We start from the raw sequence: 19,249 nt of genomic DNA on the forward strand, positions 1-19,249 counted from the left end.
AGACGACTTCCTCGCACAGCTGGTCCTTGAACTCCTGGCTGAACCGGCGACGTGATGCAGGCATTCTGCACATTCCTCATTTCAGTAGTCCCCCGATTTTAAGGGGGTCCACTGTCCGAGAACTCCGTGGCGGCCCAGACCTTACCTAAGTTCCAGCCTCGATGGTTCTGTCTCTTAAGGGGCGCCCGGATCCTGGTCCGGCCGGTATCAGCCGGTTAAACCCCGGTCCGGGGTGGTACGAATTTTTTTCTTCTCCGTGTATCACGTGCTCGACGGCGTGCGTCAGCGGTCGGTGATCAGGTCGTGGGTCACGTGCCGTGTGCGGCGCGCACAGCTCTGCGATCATAAGACGGTGGCGAAAAAGTTGACGGTGCGAAGGATCATGCCGCTCGCGACCGGGTTCGTCGTCGTCGGGCTCCTGATTGGCATGCCGTGGTTCTTCCAACGCTCGCTCATCTATTTTCCCGACCGCGGCCAGCCACGTCCGGCCGCCGAGCTGTTGCCCGGAGCCCAGGAAGTCACGCTCACGACGAGTGACGGCCTCGAGCTCGGTGCCTGGTACTTGCCAGCCACAGTCGGCTGCCGCGCGACCGTGCTCGTCGCACCGGGCAACGGCGGCAACCGGGCTAATCGGGCAGAGCTGGGACGAGCGATCAGCGAGCTCGGCTTCGGCGTGCTGCTCTTCGACTATCGCGGTTACGCGGCGAATCCCGGGTACCCGTCCGAGGACGGTCTCGCGCGCGATGTCCGCGCCGCTCGCGAGTTCCTGACAGGTGCGGCAGGAGTACCGGAGGGCTCGCTCGTCTATTTCGGGGAGAGCATCGGCGCCGGGGTGGTCACGGAGCTCGCCACCGAGCACCCTCCAGCCGCGATGCTGCTGCGCTCACCATTTACCTCGCTCGCCGACGTCGGCCGGGCAGCCTACGGCGTGCCGGTGGGCTGGATGCTTCGCGATCATTACCCGGTACGCGAGAACGTAGTGCGAGCGGACATCCCGACCGCCGTGGTCTACGGGAGCGCGGACACCATCGTGGCCGCACAGCAGAGCCGGGACGTGGCTCAGGCGGCCCGGGACGCCGGAAACTACGTCATCGAGGTGGAGGTAGCGGCGGCGAACCACAACGATGCAGCACTGGGGCTGGGTCCCGAACTCATCGGTGCCCTCGTCGACGTGGCTGGCCGCGGCGGGGCGACCGGGTGCCCGTGACGGCTCAGGACGCCGAGTACACGCGCGTTTCGGCCGCTCACCACACACGCTTCACGTCAATGGCCAGATGGAAGTCCCCGGCGGAAGGCGTCCAGACGCCGCAAGAGCACATTCCCGTGCACACCTGCCTTAGTGTCTCCAACTTTTCCCATTGCACGGACTCCCACCAGAGGAGCCCAACGGAACGGTAGCGTCGGATTCACGGTGTTGGCGCTCGGCATACTCGATTACCAAGCCCAGCGGCTCTCAATACCCGTCATCGGGTGGGTAGGAGAGTGCGTCACCGTATTCCTGCCCGCCAAACCAGGCGAGGAGCACGGCGGAGACATCGTTCCGCCAGAGCATCAGCACCGGCGAGCCGGAGTTGACGATGACGACGGTGCGGGGGTTCACGGCTGCGACGAGTTCGTCCTGTCGGCCGGGAAGTGCGAGCGACTCCCGGTCGTATCCTTCGGATTCGACCTTCGCGTTGGTGCCGACCACGACGACGACGGCGTCTGCCTGGCGGGGGAAACCCGCGCTAGCCGCCGGTTCTGGGTGCGAGGAGGATCTGCACGGCCTCGATCCGTTTGCTCATACCCGATGTGCCCGCCGTTCCGCCGTCGGCGACCCATGACTGCCAGCCCAAATCTTGCACGTGGGCGCGGTAGTGGATCCTGTAATGTTTCGCCATCTCACCGGTAAGCCTGATTTCAAACGCTTCCAAACGTAGCCCTTGCCCGGCCGTGCCGATGGGATTGGCCAAGGATGTCCACGGCTGCCAGCCGATGTTCTGCACATGCCCCCGCCACGCGATGTCCCCGGTATAAGCCGTGCTGGACACGTTGAGGCGCAACGCCTCGGCCCGAAGGGCCCGGCCCGTGGTCCCGGCGACGGTCCCATCCGAAACGTTCGCCATCCAGCCGAGGTTCTGAACGTGGGCGGCGTACACGGCAGTGAATGCTGGTGCGACCTTCGGAACCAACTCGATCGTAACGGCCTCCACCCGCAGACCTTGCCCGACGGTGCCGGCCGTGGCTCCGTCGATCCCGTACGGCTGCCAGCCGACGTTCTGCACATGGGCGCGATACCTGATGCTGTACAGCGAGGCCAGATTCCCCGTCAACCGCAGCTCGAACGCCTCCAGGCGCAGACCGCGCCCGGTCGTTCCGATCGGGGACGCCGACATCGTCCATGGCTGCCAGCCGATGTTCTGCACATGCCCCCTCCACAGAATGTCGCCCGACAGGCGGTCTCCTGCCACCGACAGGCGCAACGCCTCCATCGGCAGTGACCGGCCGGTCGTTCCTGCGGTGGCGCCGTCCGAGACGCTCGACTGCCAGCCGATCGTCGCGACGTGGGCCTGATAGACCCCGATGCACGTCATGTCGTAGTCGTAGGTGTCGTCGGTCCATTGCGCGATGTGGACGGTGCCACCGGAGAAGCTGCGATTCACACTGAGGTCGGATGCTTCACTGGCGAAGTCGAGACGCCCTGCCGGTGACCAGACGGGCACGTCGGGAAGCTGCCACGATCCGGTGATGGCCTCCCAAGCGCTCAAATAGGAGTAGATCCCGTGCGGGTACCCGGCGTCCGCCAGTGCGGCCAGGAGCCCGGAGATGACGTACCGGTTCTCCTGCCGCTGGGCTGCTGCCGAGCTGGGCCAGGGCTGTTGCGGGCGGGGCTCGACGTCGACCCAGATTCTCTCCGGTCGCCATCCCACCTCATCGAGAGACGCGAGAGCCGCGCGACCCTCGGCGTACCCGACGTTGCGCAGCCGGTCCGGCCTGGTGCTTGCGGGCCAGGGGCCGTCGTCGCCGTAGGTGTCGTATTGCACGGTGGTGGGGAACGTAGCCATGGTGTAGGCCTGAGCCCGGACGCCGCGGTCGAGCACCCACTGGAACTGCCAGTCCAGGCAGGGGTTTTCGGTGAACGCGAGTCCCCTCGTCAGCCCCACGACCACGAACTCCGTGTCTTCCGGCGGCATCGGAAGACCGCCCGGACACTGTGGCCACGAAACGTCATGTCCGTAGTCGACTGCTCGGGCGGGTGCAGCGAACAGCACGCCGAGTGCGAGCACAAGTAAAACCGCCAGGAGCCGGGGCATGGATGCCCGGGAGCGGCGGCCAGGTCGAAGAGCACCAAGGCCGGCCATGATGGCCCCCTATTCGAAGGATGACCAAATTATCCCACTCGGCCACCTTCGCCGCACGGAAACTGCCCCGGGTACCGTCCGAGAGGGACGCCTTCACAATGCGGCAATCAAACAGGGCCGTTCGTAAGACGTATCGGAACCAGCGTCTGTGGACGGGACACTTGACCGTCACCGACTCGCCCTCGAGCATCTCAAATACGATCAATTACTGAGACAGCTTGGTCGTTCAGCCATGGGTTTCGAAAATCCCCGTCGCGAGACGGACACTGCCCGTCTCGAAATGCCGTCCAAGAACAGGGAGTCTCATAACTGAGAATTGGTCGGGATAAAGAGAATCTGGAGGCGGCGATGGCCGTGATCGGCTACGCGAGGGTTTCCACCACGGAACAGAACCTCGATCTGCAGCTCACAGCACTCAAGGCCGCCGGCGCAGCCAGGATATTTGCCGACGATGGAGTCAGCGGGTCCACGACGGAACGCCCTCAGCTGTCCAGGGCTCTGGACCGGCTGGAGGCCGGCGACGTACTCACCGTGTGGAAGCTTGACCGCTTGGGCCGCAACACCCGGCACGTTCTTGATCTTGTTGAGGACATCAGGGAGCGGGGAGCAGGTTTCCGGTCCCTGACCGAAGGGCTGGACACAACCGGACCCATGGGCACCGCCATGCTGACGATCATGGCCGCGTTTGCTCAGCTGGAGCGCGACACGATGATCGAACGCACCAAGGCTGGCCTCGCTGCGGCCGCGGCCAACAACCGCCACGGCGGAAGGCCCCGCAAGGTGGACGACGCTGCTGCTGCCCGAGCTAAAGAACTCAAAGGCAAAGGAATCAGTGCCTCCGACATCGGCAGGATGCTCGGAGTCTCCCGCGCCACGGTGTACCGATACCTTATATAGGCAACACGGAGAGCGGTCCCGACAACCCGGCGGTGACATCCACGCGGTCCGCCGCCGTACCGGAAGTTGCACGTGTGACGGATCATTATGGCGGTACTTTTGGGCGAACTTAACGGACGACCAGACTACGCGGCATTCTGTGGATTCGGGTTTCGGGGTCAAGGATGCCCGCACTTTTGACGGCGACGGTGTTGTTAAGACTGGCTGTGGCCTCGGTCAGTCTTTCGTCGAGTCGCGCAGCTTCATTCAATCTTATGTGTACCGAACCCGGGGTAGATTTTGGTGCCTGGGTTCCTTCCGGGGGCCTCGCTCGTCTGGTCTGCCAGATCGGCAGCTTGTTCGATCGGCACTACGTGGATGCCCTCGGTATGCCCGAAAACCTGCCGGGTCTGCAAGCTGTCATCACGTAGAATCCACACTGCGCTGGAATTACTGGTCTTCGTTTCAATGACGGCTGCGAAGGTCGCACCGTCGTTGGGCCGGACCCACACGTGTTGTCCTGGCAGGAGGCCCGTCCAGTCTTGAGGCGCGAAGCCGTCGCTCGGGTAGCGGGATTTCTTCTTCTCCACGGGTTTCACTTTCTACATTTCTCGCTGGGGCTTCCTGCCGCGGGTGCTGCTGGTGTGGTCAGGGGGCGGGGGCCGCCCCCCTTGGGCCCTTGGCTCGCGATATACATCCACAAAGCTCGACCCAGGGCCCCTTCCTTAAGAAGCGTTGGGGTCGCGATTCTTGACAGTCTGAATCCTTCCAGGGACTGGTTTCGGGTTCCGGTATGTACGTCATCGGCGACGACTTCGTGCGTCCGGGGCGTCATCGTTCCCGGTCATTGTTTCGGTGGCTGGGGTGCCGTCGTCTTCGTAGTGTGTGGCTCCTGCGAGGTCGCGTCCGGCGATGTATCCGAAGGTCAGGGCGGGGCCGAGGTTGATGCCCCCGGCGGGGTATTGTCCGCCCATGACTGAGGCCTGGTCATTACCGGCGACGTATAGGCCCTTGATGGGGTGCCCGTTCGTGTCCAGGACCCGTGCGCGCGCATCGGCTGCGAGGCCTGCGAAGGTGCCGAAGGAGCCAGGGACGATTTTGACGGCGTAGAACGGCCCCTTTTCCAATGGGCGCAAGGACGGGTTCGGGGTGTTCTTGGGGTCTCCGCCGTAGCGGTTGAATTCGCTGGCGCCGCGGTCAAAGTCCGGATCCACCCCCTTGCGGGCGTTCTCGTTGAACTCGGCCACGGTCTTGACCAGAGCATCGGGGTCGATGCCGCAGGCTGCGGCGAGTTCTTCGATGGTGTTGCCTTTTTTGAGGTAGCCGGAGCGGAGGTAGGGGAAGAGCGGGACGGGCAGCGGTTTGGCCATCCCCAGCGGGAACTTGCGCATGTACTCGGCGTCGGCAATCTGCCAAGCCTCGACCGATTCACCCTCGGGGGTCGCCTTCAGCATTCCTTCCACATAGTCGTAGTAGCCGTTGGCCTCGTTAACGAAGCGCTTGCCGTCCCGGCGCACCCCGATGCTGCCGGGTTTGGCGCGATCCATGATGTGCGGGAACGTACCGGTGCGTCCGTTCCGGTATGGGACCAGGGAGACCGGGCACCAGGCTGCCGGAGACGCCGCATCGGTGTCGAAGCGGGCACCCACGGCCTGGGCAATGGTAATGCCGTCCCCGGTGGTTTCCTTGGGTGCGAGTGTCCAGTGCTCGCGGCCCGTGGGGGTCTTGGGGAAAAGCGCCTTGCGGCGGGCAACGTCGTTGGGGAACCCGCCGGTGGCCAGAACGACGCCGCGGGAAGCGTTGATAGTGTAGCTGCCGGAGGGTGAATCCACGACGGCGCCGGTCACCGTGCCGGTCCCGTCGGTGAGCAAGCGCTTGGCGGGGGTGGAGACGCGGATGTCGACGCCGAGGTCGTCGGCTGATTTCATGAGCCGGCCGGTGAGGGCGGTGCCGTTGACCAGCTGCATGTTCCGGCGGTGAATGATCAGGTCCAACAGGTGGAAGCCCACCCGCCAGGCTGCGTGGAACAGGCCCTGGAGGTTTCCTTGGGAGGCGGAGAGGAACTTGGTAAGGTCCGGCCCGGCCATGATGCCCATGCCCAGGAATGATGTTTCGTAGAGCTGGTGGCGCATTATGGCGCGCAGTTCTGGTTTGATTTTGCGGGCGTTGAAGGGTTTGGGGCCCACGGAGCGGTGCCCGGTGCCGGCGCCCGGTGTGCTGCCGTAGATGTCCTTGATCTTGGCTCCGGGAACGAACTGCAGGCTGGTCTTGTCCTGGAAGAAACCGACCATGTGCGGGACGGCCTCAAGGAACGCCTCGACCTTGTCCTCACGGTAGTTCGCGCCGAGTCGGTGGCGCAGGTAGGTGCGGAAGAGTTCGGGGTCCTCGTTGACGCCGGCGGCTTTGGCCAGCGGGTTACCCGGGGTCCAGGCCCAGCCTCCGGACCAGGACGTGGCGCCGCCGCAGACCTCGGCTTTTTCCACGACGATGACTTTCAGGCCGTGGTAGGCGGCTGTTACGGCAGCGGAAAGCCCGCCCGCGCCGGAGCCGATGACGAGGACGTCGCAGTCCAGGGCTTTGGCGGGGGATGTGGTCAGGTCATCAGATTTGGTGGTCTTCACTCGGCGCTGGCCTTAATTGTTGGCTGTATCTGTGGTCTGTGTTTTGTGTGCAGGGGGTGAATGCGCGGCAACTGGCGTCTCGGTTGCCGGTTGCCGCGCACTCGTCTTCGCGTCACCGTTGGTTTGGTTGCGTCCTGCTTCTTGTCTTTAGCGGTGTTCCTTGTTGGCCCACTTGTAGGACCAAAGGCTGGAGACCAGGGCTATCAGGCAAAGCCCGGCGAGGAGCGCCGCGGCGGGGGCCCAGCTGCCGCTGCTGGCCATGAGGGCGGTGGCGATCAGGGGGATGAAGCCGCCCACGGCTCCGGCGAGTGCGTAGGCGAATCCTGCGCCGCTGTAGCGGATCCGGACGTCGAACATGTCGGTGAACCAGGTCTGCTGGACGCAGGTGGAGATGTTGTGTCCGAGGTTGATCAGGGCGCAGAAGCCCAGGATCATCGGGATCAGTTCGCCGCTTTCCAGCGCTGCGAAGAATGGTGCTGCTGCAAGGGCCGCGGCGAGGGGGCCGATGATGTAGAACCATTTCCGGCCGTACTTGTCCGCGAGGCGTCCCCAGAGTGCCAGGAAGGGGATGGCGAGGACCATGGCGACCATCGAGGCGGTCAGGACGGTGGAGGTAGGGGTGTCGGTGAAGTTTTTGACGTAGGCCAGGGAGAAGGTGAAGCCCATGTAGAAGGTGCTCTGGTCCACCATCCGCATGCCGATCACGGCCAGGATCTGCTTGGGGCTGGTCCGCAGCGCTTCAGCCAACGGTGCACGGGCGTCCTTGTGTTCTTCCTTGACGGCGGTGAACTCTGCTGACTCGGGCACGCCGGCCCGGATCCAGAGTCCGACAAGGGCGAAGAGGATGCTGATCAGGAACGGCAGGCGCCAGCCCCAGGCGAGGAACTGTTCGGCCGTGGTCAGTGCGGTGACCAGGGCGAACGCTGCGGTGCCGAGGAGCAGTCCGACGAATGATCCGATCTGCACGCCGGTGGCGAGGAAGTTGCGCCGGCCTGCCGGCGCGTTTTCCACTGCCATCAGGGCCGCGCCGCCCCATTCCCCGCCGACGGCGATGCCTTGGATGGCCCGCAGGGTCACGAGCAGGATCGGTGCGGCGACGCCGATCGCGGCGTAGCTGGGGAGTAACCCGATGGCCGTGCTGGCCAGTCCCATCATGATGACGGTGATGAAGAGCATGGTGCGGCGGCCGTACTTATCGCCGAAGTGGCCGAAGATGGCCCCGCCGAGCGGGCGGAACAGGAAGCCGACGGCGAACGAACCCATGGAGGCCAGCAGCCCGGCGACCTGGTTGTCCGATGGGAAGAACAACGGCCCGAACACAACGGCGGCAGCAGTGCCGTAGAGGAAGAAGTCGTACCAGTCCACGACGGCGCCAACAGTGCTGGCCAGCGCTGCCCGCCGTCCAGACGTGGCACTGATGACGACGGGAGGATGGTTCAGGGCGCCCATGGCGGTACCCCCGGTGCTCGAAGTGTGGGAACTAGGCATTGCGGTTCACCGCAACCTTTCTTGTTTGCTCGGCTGCACCTTTGCGGGCGAGCGGATTGAGTGCTTTAATGACTACGTAGTCATTTAGTGATTTAGATCATACGCGCATCGCTTAATAACAGTCAAACACCCAGAGCAGGATGGAAGTTATGAACAGAACGATCGGGCTGGCGCACTTGTCAGCGCTGCATTTTAGTCCGCCGGAGCTGGTGGACGCAGCGGCAGCTGCGGGCTTTACCTCTGTCGGGATCCGGGTTCACCCGGCAACCCGGAGTGAAACCCAGTACCCCATGGCTGCCGGTTCGTTCATGTCGGTGCAGACCATTGAACGCCTGGCGGCCACGGGCCTCTCAGTCCGCGACATTGAAGTATTTACCCTGGACGGACACCGCGGACGCAAGGAATGGGAACCGGTACTGGAGGCCGGCGCAGCCCTCGGCGCTTCTGTGCTCAACGTCATCGGCGGCGATCCGGACCGCGCCCGGTTGACGGACAGCCTTGCGGCGCTGGTTGAGGATGCCACGAAGTACGGCATCCGCCCGTCCATTGAACCGATCTCGTATCAGCCCCTTGACTCCATCCCGGCCGCCGGCCTGCTGGTCGGGCAGACAGGCTGCGGAATCATGCTGGACGCGCTCCATTTCGTGCGCGCAGGCGGCCTCATCGCAGAGCTGATAGCCCTGCCGGCAGGGGCGGTGACCGTCATCCAGCTCTGTGACGGCCCGGCCGAAACCCCGGCACTGCCCGTCCCGCACCGCATGCCGCTGGGACAGGATGTGAACGGATCCGCGCGGCAGATCGAGTCGCGTGCGAAAAGGCTGGCCCCCGGGGAGGGGGTCTTCCCGCTTCGGGAAATCCTGGCGGCCCTTCCCGACGCGCCGGTCAGCGTCGAAGTCCCTGACGTCTGGGCCGTCGAGGCCCTCGGCACAGCCGCACACCTCAATCACATCCACACCGCAGCCGAGAATCTGATCGGCTCACTCCTGAAAACTGAAATGGAGACAACACCATGAGCGAAGTCACCGAAATCACAACACCGGGGGCAGCCGCAGGCAGCCCCCCGCGGCCCCGAACCGCCAGCGCCGAGATCTATTGGCCCGGCCGTTTCCGGGATCAGGTCATCCTGGTCACCGGCGCCGCCGGCGGGCTCGGATCCGACACCGCGGACCGGCTCGCACGCGAAGGCGCCACTGTCGTCTGCACCGATGTCGCCGATGGCGGGCTGGGCGACGGAAGCAGCCCCACAAACTGCATGGCCCTGAACGTCACCAGAAGGGCTGATTGGGACCGCACCGTCCAGACAGTACTGCAGCGGTACGGTCGGATCGACGGGGCGCTGTTCGCCCACGGAATCCAGGGTCCCGAAGCTCCCGTGACCGAAATGCCCGCCGACGGATGGGCCAAAACCCTGAGCGTGAACCTGGACGGCTGCCTGCACGGCCTGGCGAGCATCCTCCCGGTCCTCACACAGCAGGGATACGGCCGGGTGGCCATCCTGTCATCCATTTCCGCCCGCGAAGGGAACCCGCACCAGGCCGCCTACTCGGCCTCCAAGGCCGGGCTCGTGGCCCTGGTCAAAACGGCAGCGAAAGAAGTCGCGCCCTATGGCGTCACGGTCAACTCCATCGCACCGTCCATGATGAAGACCCGGCTCCTTGAGGACCTCAGCCCTGAAAGGAACGCCCAGCTGCTCGCCAAGGTACCCATGGGCAGGGTCGGACTCCCGGAGGAATTCTCCGCCCTGGCCACGTGGTTGCTCTCCGCGGAAGCGAGCTATATGACCGGTCAGACGCTTGACCTGAGCGGCGGCCGCAATACCGCCTGAGGAGGCGGCGCCGTCGTCCCCCGTATTTCCAGCCTGACCGGAAATACGGGCTTCCGTGCCTGGCTGGGAGGCTCGCCCTCGATTCTCCCGGCCAGGCGGTCGACCGCCTCGTACGACATCTCCGCAATGGGCTGGTGCACGGTGGTCAGGTTCACAAAAGCCCAGCGGGATGGCCCGGAATCATCAAATCCCACAATCGACAGCTCATTTGGGACATTTATCCCCAGTTGGGCTGCGGCGTCCATGGCAGCAAACGCAAAAGCATCCGTCACGCAAAACAACGCCGTCGGCCTGTCCTGGCGATCAAGCATCTCCAGGGCCGCCCGCACCCCGTCCTCGTGCGTCAAGCGGAGGTGCTGAATCCAGTCCTCGCGTACCGGGATCCCGCGGCGCTCCATCGCAGCGCGGACACCGTCCTCGCGGTCACGGCCATTGGACCGGTCCCGCAAAGTCGACAGCACGCCGATTCTCGTGTGCCCCAGGCCCTGCAGATGGGAAATCACCAGCTCGCCGGCGCCCCTGTCGTCTGCGAGTACGGCTTCGACATCGACGCTGACATCATCACGGCTCAACAGCACCACCGGAGTGCCACGGTCAAGGACCCGCCGGACCGCGGCGGACCCCTCCCTCGCCGACACGAAGATCATCCCGTCAACCGTCGCACGATCGAGCACATCAACGGCCTCAGGATCCGGCGAAATATCCGGATCCCTAATCAGGACCATCCGGTAACCACGCTCCAGCAGCCGATTCTGCAACGACTCCACAATGACCGGGTAGATCGGGCTCGTCAGATCCGCGACCACAATGCCCACCGCATGCGTCCGCCTGGTAACCATCATGCGAGCCGCTGCATCCGGTACATAGCCAAGTTCCCGCGCCCCGGACAAAACCCGCTCCTTGGTAGAAGGCGCGACAGCCGGATCCCCCCGCAAAGCACGTGAAACCGTCGACTGCGACAATCCAAGATGCCGGGCCACATCAACACTGGTAACCATGGCCCAATCGTATTTCACCCACAGCGCGCCCGCCGGCAGAACCTGTCCCAACAGGTCAAAGTCCGCAGCGGCCGCGGCGTCGACAAAGCCTCGGTGCAACGGAGGCCCCCGTCGGTTCAGGGTCAGACCGTCGCACGAAATCCTGAACAGTAGGCCAAAAAACCGGCCCCCCACATCAACACGCTGAACTTGACAGGGAAGATCAAAGGCAACGACCAGCCCTACACCCCAGGTGCCCGTTCCTGGCTGAAACTCAAGCACCGCGAAACCGTGGAAATCATCTGCGAGGCAGTCATCGGGCCGATCACCGAACCCCGGGAGGTCGTGGCCGGGCTGGTCCTGGACGGGGAGCTGCGGATCGTGGGCAGGTCCACACCTTTGAAGACGGCAGCCGCGCGGGAACTGGAGCGGTGGCTGCAACCTCCCCGCGGCGCCCACCCCTGGCCCACGACCGTGCAAGGCACCACCCGGGACCGGTTCAACCGCGACAAGGAACCGGTAACGCTGACACTGGTCGAACCTGTCGCAGTGGAAGTCTCCGCCGATACGGCCTGGTCAGGCAGGTCCTTCCGCCACCCACTGCACCTCGTCCGGGCCAGACCCGAGCTGTCTCCTGCGGTCCCGGATCATGACGGGATCGGCGCGGGACAGGTCCAGGATGGAGTGGATGCCGAGGGCGTTGAGGCGTTTGGTCAGCCGGGTGGCGACGCCCCAGATCTCGATCACGGACAAGCGGCTCATCAGGGTTTGCCTGTCGGCGGCGGGCACGGAGTCCCAGCGGCAGACGCCGTCGAAGGCCGGGTTGTTCTTGGCCCATTTGTTGGCCAGTTTCGCCAGGGTCTTGGTCCCGGCGATGCCCACGCAGACCGGGACTCCGACGTTGCGGCGCACGGCGGCCTTCATGGTTCGGCCCAGGGCCAGCAGCTCGTCCGGGGTGCCTTTGATGCCGAGGAAGGCCTCGTCGATGCTGTAGACCTCCAGCCATGCGGAGTAGCGGCCGAGCAGTTCCATGACCCGGGCGCTGATGTCGCCGTAGAGCTCGTAGTTGCTGGAGAGGGCAACGAGTCCCCATTCCTTGGCCCGCGGGGCGAGTTTGAACCACGGCGCGCCCAAGGCGATGCCCAGGGCTTTGGCTTCCGGGGAGCGGGTGACGGCGCAGCCGTCGTTGTTGGACAGGACCACTACGGGCCAGCCTTCCAGGGACGGGTCGAAGGCCCGCTCGGCCGAAGCGTAGAAGCAGTTCACATCCACATGCGCGATCTGCGGCATCCGCCGCATTAGGGCAGGCTTAGACATTGCGCGCCTCAGACATGATGCAGGCACCGGGTCGCGACGCCCCAGATGACCAGATCCGCGACCGAAGGGACCCGGATGTCCGGGTACGCCGGGTTCTCCGCCTGCAGTACGACGCCGGCTCCCGTGATCCGCAGCCGCTTGATGGTCAGCTCCCCGTCCAGCACGGCGATGACCACGGACCCGTCCCGCGGCTCGAGGGCCCGGTTCACGATCAGTTCATCGCCGTCGCTGATGCCGGCGCCCTCCATCGAGTCACCGGCGGCTATTGAGCTGTGTATCCGCCGTCTATGGGCAACGAGGTGCCGGTGATGTAAGAGGCTTCATCCGAGGCCAGATATGCCACGGCTCCGGCCACGTCGCTTGGAAGTGCAAGCCGTTTAAGGGGGATTTGGTCAACAACCCTTGCTTCGGCCGCTGCTGGATCTGCATGCGTTTCCAGCCACTCGTCGTACAGCGGTGTCTTTGTCATGCCTGGGGCAACGGCGTTTACTCGGATGTTGTAGGGGGCCAGGTCCACGGCTGCAGCCTTCGTCAGCGCCAGCATTGCTCCCTTGCTGGCGCTGTAAATCCCCATGGTGGGCACTCCGATTGAGGCCAAACGTGAAGTGATGTTGATGATCGATCCGCCAGCTTCCTGCATGGTTCGGGCGGCCGCTTGCAGAAGGCGGATGGCAGCGAAAGTGTTGACTTCGAAGACTTCTCGGATCTCCTTGTCGGGAACTAACAGAAGGTCTCCCGTGTGATCGACCGCGGCGTTGTTGACCAGCACGTCGAGTCGACCAAAGCGTGAAACTGCTGCGGACGTGAGGGAATTGCCTGATTCTTCGTCTTTGATGTCCGTGGAATAGAAGTGCAGCTGGGAACCGAGTGCCGCTTCAAGTCGTTGCCCTCGCTCGATTGACCGCCCGGTTGCCAGCACCTGGGCACCTTCGGCTACCAGTCTGCGGGCGATTGTTTCCCCGATACCGGAAGTAGCGCCTGTGACCAACGCGACTTTGCCCGCTAGACGGGCGTTGGAAGTTGATTGCGATAGCACTTTGAATCCTCTCGTAGCCACATTTCGTGCGTGCCAGATGTCTTCGCCTCCGCTTTCCAAGCATTCCCTATCGTTTGGTGCTCTACCGGGGTACAGGTGTTGATTCCTTAGATGCGATGGCCGCAGGTGACTGCTAGTACGCCAGCACTGTCGACTGTGTTTGGAGTGGGCAGGCTGGTCCCTGCTCACCGTCAGGAAGAGGCCGTGTTTGTACCGCTGTGGGCAATTTCCAGTACCTGGTCGGCCAGTGTCAGGTGTTCGGGAGGAATGGCCGCCACCAGGGCGCCGAAGTTGTCTGCGTTGCGCCCGTCCTCGGGGACAAAGACGCGTACCACTTTGGTTTCGTCTACCTGCTGCCCAGGTTTCGCTGGAACCCGAGGCCGCGTCCGGTGAGAATGACCACTCCTTTGTTGGCGGCGCGGGCGAGGACGTTGTTGTTGAATACGCGCAGCACCTCCACGTCTTCCTCCTCTCGTCATTGACCGGGATTGAAACTGGGGAGCTTTTGTCCAGATACGGCGACTTCCTGCGCCCTTACACGGTGCCGATAAGGGCCCATATGTCGGGGAAAGGGGGGAGGACCGCCAGGAGTGTCAGGTTGCGTCCGAGCCTTTGTGGTTCGTTGTCAGGAGCAGGAATCGAACCCTGAAGTACAGGGGCAGGCAACGAGCAGAGTGGGAAACCGGGATTTGCAGCAGTCGGTTTGGCTCTGTGATGGGCAGCGGAAGGCCGGCAATTGGGTGCACAGCCACCGGGCGGCGGTCTGCTTCGGATTACCTGTGGAGGCGATTTTTATCCTTTGACCTTTATTTAGTGGGGATTCCTGAGGACCTGCGCTCCGAGGGGTCGCCTCAATCAGCTGGTGTATTCCAGGATGCTGACCATTTGCTTGAAGCCTTCAGCGTGTGCCCGGCTGAGTTCGAGTGCAACCGGCTGTGGGCAAGAGGAGAACTTCGCTATGACAGTGTCGCTGACGGGGTCAATCCAAATGAATTGGCCGTGGATGCCTGCGGCGTAGACCGTGCCTCGGCTATCTCCGGGGACCCACCACTGGTTTCGGTAGGAGCCATTGGGGTGGACTTTCTGGTAGCCGGTTCCTCTGGCCAGTTGCGGGTCTCCGCCGCGCATCGTGTCGTTGATCCACCATGATGGGACGACCGTTTGCCCGTTGGCTTTCCCGTCGTCCAGCATGAGCTGTCCGATCTTGGCCAAGTCTCGTGCGGTACAGGCGATTCCTCCGTTCGCAAATGCGAAACCACCGGAATCAGTGGTGATGAGTGCATCATCGAGTGTCCCGAGCTGGGACCACAGTTCGTCGGAGACGACTTTGGCGTATCGCTTGCCGGTGACGTTCTCGATGATCCATGCCAGCACGTCTGTACCGGCTGAGCAGTACTGAAATGATCGGCCGTGTTCTCCGGCAGCTTTGAGGAGCGTGAGGAATTCGTAAGTGTCCTCTGGGTCTGTTTCGAGCTTGGGGCGCCAGCCGGCGATCCTATCCTGCTGCTGGACTTCAGCGGCCGCATCCAGGTAGTTCTCGCTGTAGCGGACTGCGGCGGTCATGTCGAGTACTTGGCGGACCGTCGCGTTCCCGTAGGCGCTTCCCTTCAGCGGCGGGACGTAGTGGTGGACAGGCTGTTGCGTGTCTATGAGTCCCCGGCCCACCAAAATACCCATGGTAAGCGCGCAGACGGATTTAGAAACAGACATCAGGACGTGCCGGTCGTGCGGCTGGAAAGAGCCAAAATAGCGTTCCAGGACCAGTTTCCCGTGTTGAAGTACGACGATGGCATCTGTGTGCGTGGATTCCAGGAACTCCTCAACACTGTGCCACCTCTCCGCGTGTTCCGTGGTGACTGAATCGTTTCCAGTAGAGGGCAGGGATGTGCTGCCTCGACGGATCGTTGCTGTGGTAATGAGTTCGCTGATGTGAGCGAAGCCCCAGCGATTGAATGGGCTTTCTTGCCAGTTGTCCAGGGTGACGTGCTCGTTGAAGTCCTGGCCGGCATAGCGGTCAATCTTGCCGGGGCTGGTCAGGAGAGAACTGTTAGCTGTTGCCTTTAGCATGTTTAGTCGTTGCCTTGCGTGGTGAGGGTGGGGAGAGTGTGGGAGTCGGCCATTTCGGGTCGGCCGTGCCCTGGGGCTGCCTCGAGGAGTCTGCGGGTGTAGTCGTGCCGTGGGTCTGTGAAGATCCGTTCGGCTGTTCCGCTTTCTACGATCTTTCCGGTCTTCATAACCGCAACGTCATCGCTGAGATAGCGGACGACGTCCAGGTCGTGGGAGATGAGCAGATATGTGAGCCCTTTTTGTTGCTGCAGGTCCTGGAGCAGGTTCAGAATCTGGGCTTGGACGGAAACATCAAGGGCGCTGGTGGGTTCGTCCAGGATGAGGAGACGGGGCGATGTGGCCAGGGCGCGTGCGATGCCGACGCGTTGGCACTGTCCTCCGGATAGCTGATGCGGGAGCCGGTGGGTGTGTTCGGCTCCCAGTCCGACCTCATCAAGCAGATTGTTTATTCTTGCTTGGAGGGCCTGCCCTTTCAGGGCAGTGTGGGTCCGGAGGGGCTCTGCCACTGAAGCGCCGATAGTCATGCGTGGATTCAAAGACGCCACTGGATTCTGAAGTACCATTCCCATCCGGGAACGAATGGTGCGCAGTGCCTTGGGTTCGAGCTTGCCGAGGTCATGTCCTTCAAAGACAGCCCGCCCGGATGTTGGGCGCATCAGCTGCATGGCGCAGCGGGCGAGGGTACTTTTGCCGGAGCCGGACTCTCCGACAAGGCCGTAGACCGTACCTTCCTTGATGCTGAGGGAGACGTTGTCGACTGCGGTGAAGACTCTTCTTTGGTGCGGGAACGTTTTGACGATGTTTTCGAGGGTGAGAACGTTGGTCATAGTTCGCCTTCCTGGAGGCAGGCGACTGCCTGGTGTGGCCCGGTCTCGGTGAGCAGCGGGTCGGTGAGGGAGCAGTCGGTGACTGCATGTGAGCAACGGTTTCTGAAGGCGCACCCGGTGAGGGATAGGAGGTTCCCCGGGACTGTTCCAGGGATGGCGGTCAGTCGCTGGCCGTGGGTTCGGCCTGCTGGGAGGGCGCCGAGGAGGCCGCGGGTGTATGGGTGGCGGGGGTTGTTCATGACCGCGTCGACGGTTCCGGTTTCGATCACCCTGCCTGCGTAGAGGACTGCCACGCGGTCGCAGACATCGCGGATGATGCCAAGGTTATGGCTGATGAGCAGCACACCGAACCCGAACTTGTGTCGGAGTTCGTCTATGAGGACCAAAATTTGCCGGGCAACAGTGACGTCAAGAGCCGTTGTGGGCTCATCGAGGATCAAAAGCCGGGGCTTGCGTAGCAGAGCCATGGCAATCATGGCCCGCTGCAGCATTCCGCCGGACAATTGGTGCGGGTAGCTGCGGTAGACCCGTTCAGGGTCGGGAAGGCCGACCAGGCTTAGGTGACGAATGATTTCAGCTTTGCCTTCGGACCTCGAGATTTGCCGGTGCCGGCTCAGGACATCGCTGAGTTGGCGGCCGAGCGTGAAGACAGGGTTGAAGGCAGTTCCGGGGTTTTGGAATACGATGGCCACCGAGCCGCCTGCTTCTGACGAGGCCTGTGAGGGATCGTTGCCGATGGTCACTTGCCCCGTGCGCCGTGCGCCGCGTGGAAGGATCCCCAAGGCTGCGAGTCCTGTCAGGGACTTGCCGCACCCGGTTTCCCCCACCAGGCCGAGGATTTCACCGGCGGAAACATCGAGGTCGATCCCGCGGACGGGGCGGTTGGTGAGCGTTCCCCGGTCGGTGAATTCGACGTTGAGGTCGCGGATGCTAAGTACGTGGGTCATCGCTTTACCTGCCTGGGGTCAAGGAGGTCGCGCAGCGAATCTCCGAGGAGGTTGAATCCCAGGACGGCCAGAAAGATGGCCAGGCCCGGAAAGGTGGCTATCCACCAGGAACTGAATATGAGCCCGCGCCCTTCAGCGACCATGAGACCCCAGTCGGGCAGGGGCGGCTGCGTTCCAAGGCCGATGAATGCCAGGGACCCGGCGGCCAGGATCACAGTGCCGATGTCGACGGTGGCTTGGACGAGGATGGGTGTCATGCAGTTGCGAAGTACATGGCGGCTGATGATGAGCAGTTGCGGAATGCCCATGGCGCGGGCTGCTTCGACATAGGAGCGTTCCCGAAGGGATTTTGCTTCCGCTCGTACAAGGCGCGCATACCAGGGCCACCAGCTGATGGCCAAGGCGATGCCGGCGTTGGTCAGGCTGGGCCCCAGGATCGCAACGGTCACCATGGCCAGGAGCAGAGGCGGGAAGGCTTGGAAGATCTCGGTCACACGCATCAAGGCTTCGTCGAGCCAGCCGCCGCAGTATCCGGCGACAGCGCCGAGGGGAATGCCGATGAGGGCCGCGGCCGCGACAACGACGGCAGAGATGGTCAGCGCCGGGTTCGCGCCCATGATGATGCGGCTGAGAACGTCACGACCGAGTTGATCGGTGCCGAGCCAGTTCCAGGCGTTGGGAGCGAGGTTTCGGGCCGAGGCATTGGTCGCCCCCATGCCCTGATCAGGGAAAGGTGCCAGCCATTGCCCAAAAACAGCAAGGATTACGACAAGGACTATGATCATCGCGCCAACAGCGGCCAAACGGTCACGGCCCAGGGTCTGTTTAAGTAGTTTGATCGGTTTGAGGGTGGCCTGTTCTCCGGCCGGCCCGGAACGGGTCGGGGCGGGGATTTGGGTCGTGGGGCTCATGACATGCTCACTCTGGGGTCGATTCGGGATTGCAGGATGTCCACGAGGAGGTTGGCCAGCAGGTATGCTGTGGCGCCCATGAGCGTAATTGCTATGATGGCTGGGTAGTCCACTGCAAGCATCGAAGATGTAGCGAACTGCCCAATTCCTGGCCAGTTGAAGACAGCTTCGACGAAGAATGTTCCGGTCAGGGCGTAGGCGGCAGCCATTCCGGCGATAGACAGGACTGGTGGTAGAGCATTTTTCAGGGCCAGGCGCCAACGGATGGCGGTCTCCCTCAGACCGTAGGCCTTGGCGGTGAAGATGTAATCCTGGTTCATGACATCGAGCATGGCGGCCCTGGTCATTCGTGCAACGAGTCCGAGAGGGTATGCGGCCAAGGTGAGGGCCGGCAGTATCACGTGCTGCAACCCATCGGTGAAGGCCACGCCGTTGCCGGTGATCATGCTGTCTAACAGGGGAAGCCCGGTCACGTGAGAGATGGGGTTGGAGTATTTGATGGAGTTGCTGAATTGCCCAGTGGCCGGAAGTATGCCCAGCCCCCCAACGAACAACAGTTGAAGGAGTAGTCCGAGCCAGAAGGCGGGCACGGAAATCCCTCCGATGGAGAGGAAACGGATTGCTCCGTCGATGAATCCGCCGGGCCGGTGGGAGGCAACCACGCCCAAGATGACCCCTGCCGAAACAGCGAGAACCATGGCAAACCCGATGAGTTCCAATGTGGCTGGGAGGCGGGTGAACAGCTCGTCCAACACGGGGCGTTTTGTGGCAAGGGACTGGCCCCAGTCCCCGGTGATCAGCTTTGCGACGTAGTCGAAGTACTGCTCGAGGATCGGACGGTTAAAGCCGAGGTGCTCCCGGACCCTGTCCAGCTCGGCTGGGGGCGCCTTCGGGCCGGCGTAGATGACGGCCGGGTCGCTGGGAACGATGCGGGCAAGGATGAAGACGATCGCTGTGAGCACGGCGAGAACCAGCACCGAGGTGATGAGCCGCCGGGCGACGAAACGCAACATGGT

The 19,249-nt window shown here is 63.2% G+C and carries 17 protein-coding genes and 3 pseudogenes; 4 read left to right on the top strand and 16 right to left on the bottom strand.

From position 1 onward, the window contains the following. Window positions 1–382: 382 nt before the first annotated feature. Entirely contained in the window at window positions 383–1,207 is an 825-nt protein-coding gene (locus LQV16_RS19110) for an alpha/beta hydrolase (RefSeq protein ID WP_229995462.1), read from the top strand. Window positions 1,208–1,483: 276 nt separating this feature from the next. Here the strand turns inward: LQV16_RS19110 and LQV16_RS19115 are convergent. Together LQV16_RS19115 and LQV16_RS19120 are read right to left on the bottom strand one after the other, a co-directional pair. Continuing rightward, window positions 1,484–1,714 (bottom strand): annotated as a pseudogene (locus LQV16_RS19115) (glycoside hydrolase family 3 C-terminal domain-containing protein); the annotation flags it as partial. A 13-nt stretch (window positions 1,715–1,727) separates the two neighbouring features. After that, window positions 1,728–3,173 (bottom strand): hypothetical protein, encoded by a 1,446-nt coding sequence (locus tag LQV16_RS19120; protein ID WP_229995463.1) that lies wholly within the window; start codon window positions 3,171–3,173, stop codon window positions 1,728–1,730. A gap of 516 nt (window positions 3,174–3,689) precedes the next feature. Between LQV16_RS19120 and LQV16_RS19125 the strand changes: the two genes are divergently transcribed. Next, on the top strand, window positions 3,690–4,238 hold the full coding sequence (locus LQV16_RS19125) for a recombinase family protein (RefSeq protein WP_229995464.1): 549 nt from the start codon (window positions 3,690–3,692) through the stop codon (window positions 4,236–4,238). 242 nt (window positions 4,239–4,480) lie between these two features. Here LQV16_RS19125 and LQV16_RS19130 read toward each other — a convergent pair whose 3' ends face one another. From LQV16_RS19130 to LQV16_RS19140, 3 genes are all read right to left on the bottom strand, one after another. After that, window positions 4,481–4,807 (bottom strand): hypothetical protein, encoded by a 327-nt coding sequence (locus tag LQV16_RS19130; RefSeq protein ID WP_229995465.1) that lies wholly within the window; start codon window positions 4,805–4,807, stop codon window positions 4,481–4,483. Window positions 4,808–5,017: 210 nt separating this feature from the next. Continuing rightward, on the bottom strand, window positions 5,018–6,838 hold the full coding sequence (locus LQV16_RS19135; protein ID WP_229995466.1) for an FAD-dependent oxidoreductase: 1,821 nt from the start codon (window positions 6,836–6,838) through the stop codon (window positions 5,018–5,020). 147 nt (window positions 6,839–6,985) lie between these two features. Then, the gene (locus tag LQV16_RS19140) at window positions 6,986–8,326 is read right to left on the bottom strand and encodes an MFS transporter (protein WP_229995467.1); all 1,341 of its coding nucleotides are present in this window, start codon (window positions 8,324–8,326) and stop codon (window positions 6,986–6,988) included. Between the two features lie 149 nt (window positions 8,327–8,475). On the opposite strand from LQV16_RS19140, the gene LQV16_RS19145 reads away from it, so the two are divergent. Together LQV16_RS19145 and LQV16_RS19150 are read left to right on the top strand one after the other, a co-directional pair. Continuing rightward, complete coding sequence (locus LQV16_RS19145; RefSeq protein ID WP_229995468.1) at window positions 8,476–9,339, top strand: sugar phosphate isomerase/epimerase; 864 nt, start codon at window positions 8,476–8,478, stop codon at window positions 9,337–9,339. Next, window positions 9,336–10,151 (top strand): SDR family NAD(P)-dependent oxidoreductase, encoded by an 816-nt coding sequence (locus tag LQV16_RS19150; RefSeq protein ID WP_229995469.1) that lies wholly within the window; start codon window positions 9,336–9,338, stop codon window positions 10,149–10,151. The genes LQV16_RS19145 and LQV16_RS19150 overlap by 4 nt, the downstream gene beginning before the upstream one ends. Here the strand turns inward: LQV16_RS19150 and LQV16_RS19155 are convergent. From LQV16_RS19155 to LQV16_RS19205, 11 genes and pseudogenes are all read right to left on the bottom strand, one after another. After that, window positions 10,112–11,410, bottom strand: coding sequence for a LacI family DNA-binding transcriptional regulator (locus tag LQV16_RS19155; RefSeq protein WP_229995470.1), 1,299 nt, complete (start codon window positions 11,408–11,410; stop codon window positions 10,112–10,114). The two genes, LQV16_RS19150 and LQV16_RS19155, sit on opposite strands and share 40 nt — an antisense overlap. A 354-nt stretch (window positions 11,411–11,764) precedes the next feature. Then, window positions 11,765–12,445, bottom strand: a pseudogene (locus LQV16_RS19160) (DNA polymerase V subunit UmuC); the annotation flags it as partial. Between the two features lie 8 nt (window positions 12,446–12,453). Continuing rightward, window positions 12,454–12,702, bottom strand: a pseudogene (locus tag LQV16_RS19165) (S24 family peptidase); the annotation flags it as partial. A 5-nt stretch (window positions 12,703–12,707) separates the two neighbouring features. Beyond that, complete coding sequence (locus LQV16_RS19170; RefSeq protein ID WP_229995471.1) at window positions 12,708–13,481, bottom strand: SDR family oxidoreductase; 774 nt, start codon at window positions 13,479–13,481, stop codon at window positions 12,708–12,710. 191 nt (window positions 13,482–13,672) lie between these two features. Further along, window positions 13,673–13,816, bottom strand: coding sequence for a hypothetical protein (locus tag LQV16_RS19175; RefSeq protein WP_229995472.1), 144 nt, complete (start codon window positions 13,814–13,816; stop codon window positions 13,673–13,675). 11 nt (window positions 13,817–13,827) lie between these two features. Further along, on the bottom strand, window positions 13,828–13,941 hold the full coding sequence (locus LQV16_RS19180; protein WP_229995473.1) for a CAT RNA binding domain-containing protein: 114 nt from the start codon (window positions 13,939–13,941) through the stop codon (window positions 13,828–13,830). Window positions 13,942–14,336: 395 nt separating this feature from the next. After that, window positions 14,337–15,548, bottom strand: coding sequence for a serine hydrolase (locus LQV16_RS19185; protein ID WP_229995474.1), 1,212 nt, complete (start codon window positions 15,546–15,548; stop codon window positions 14,337–14,339). A gap of 2 nt (window positions 15,549–15,550) precedes the next feature. Continuing rightward, window positions 15,551–16,375: an ATP-binding cassette domain-containing protein gene (locus LQV16_RS19190; protein WP_229995475.1), complete on the bottom strand. Its 825-nt coding sequence runs from the start codon at window positions 16,373–16,375 to the stop codon at window positions 15,551–15,553. Next, entirely contained in the window at window positions 16,372–17,322 is a 951-nt protein-coding gene (locus tag LQV16_RS19195; protein ID WP_229995476.1) for an ABC transporter ATP-binding protein, read from the bottom strand. The genes LQV16_RS19190 and LQV16_RS19195 overlap by 4 nt, the downstream gene beginning before the upstream one ends. Further along, window positions 17,319–18,233 (bottom strand): ABC transporter permease, encoded by a 915-nt coding sequence (locus tag LQV16_RS19200; protein WP_229995477.1) that lies wholly within the window; start codon window positions 18,231–18,233, stop codon window positions 17,319–17,321. Before LQV16_RS19200 ends, LQV16_RS19195 begins: the two co-directional genes overlap by 4 nt. Continuing rightward, window positions 18,230–19,249 (bottom strand): ABC transporter permease (locus LQV16_RS19205; RefSeq protein WP_229995478.1); only part of this gene is annotated, 1,020 nt, incomplete at its 5' end. The genes LQV16_RS19200 and LQV16_RS19205, both read right to left, overlap by 4 nt.

The sequence above is a fragment of the Arthrobacter sp. Bi26 genome, assembly GCF_918697925.1.
GTDB lineage: Bacteria > Actinomycetota > Actinomycetes > Actinomycetales > Micrococcaceae > Arthrobacter.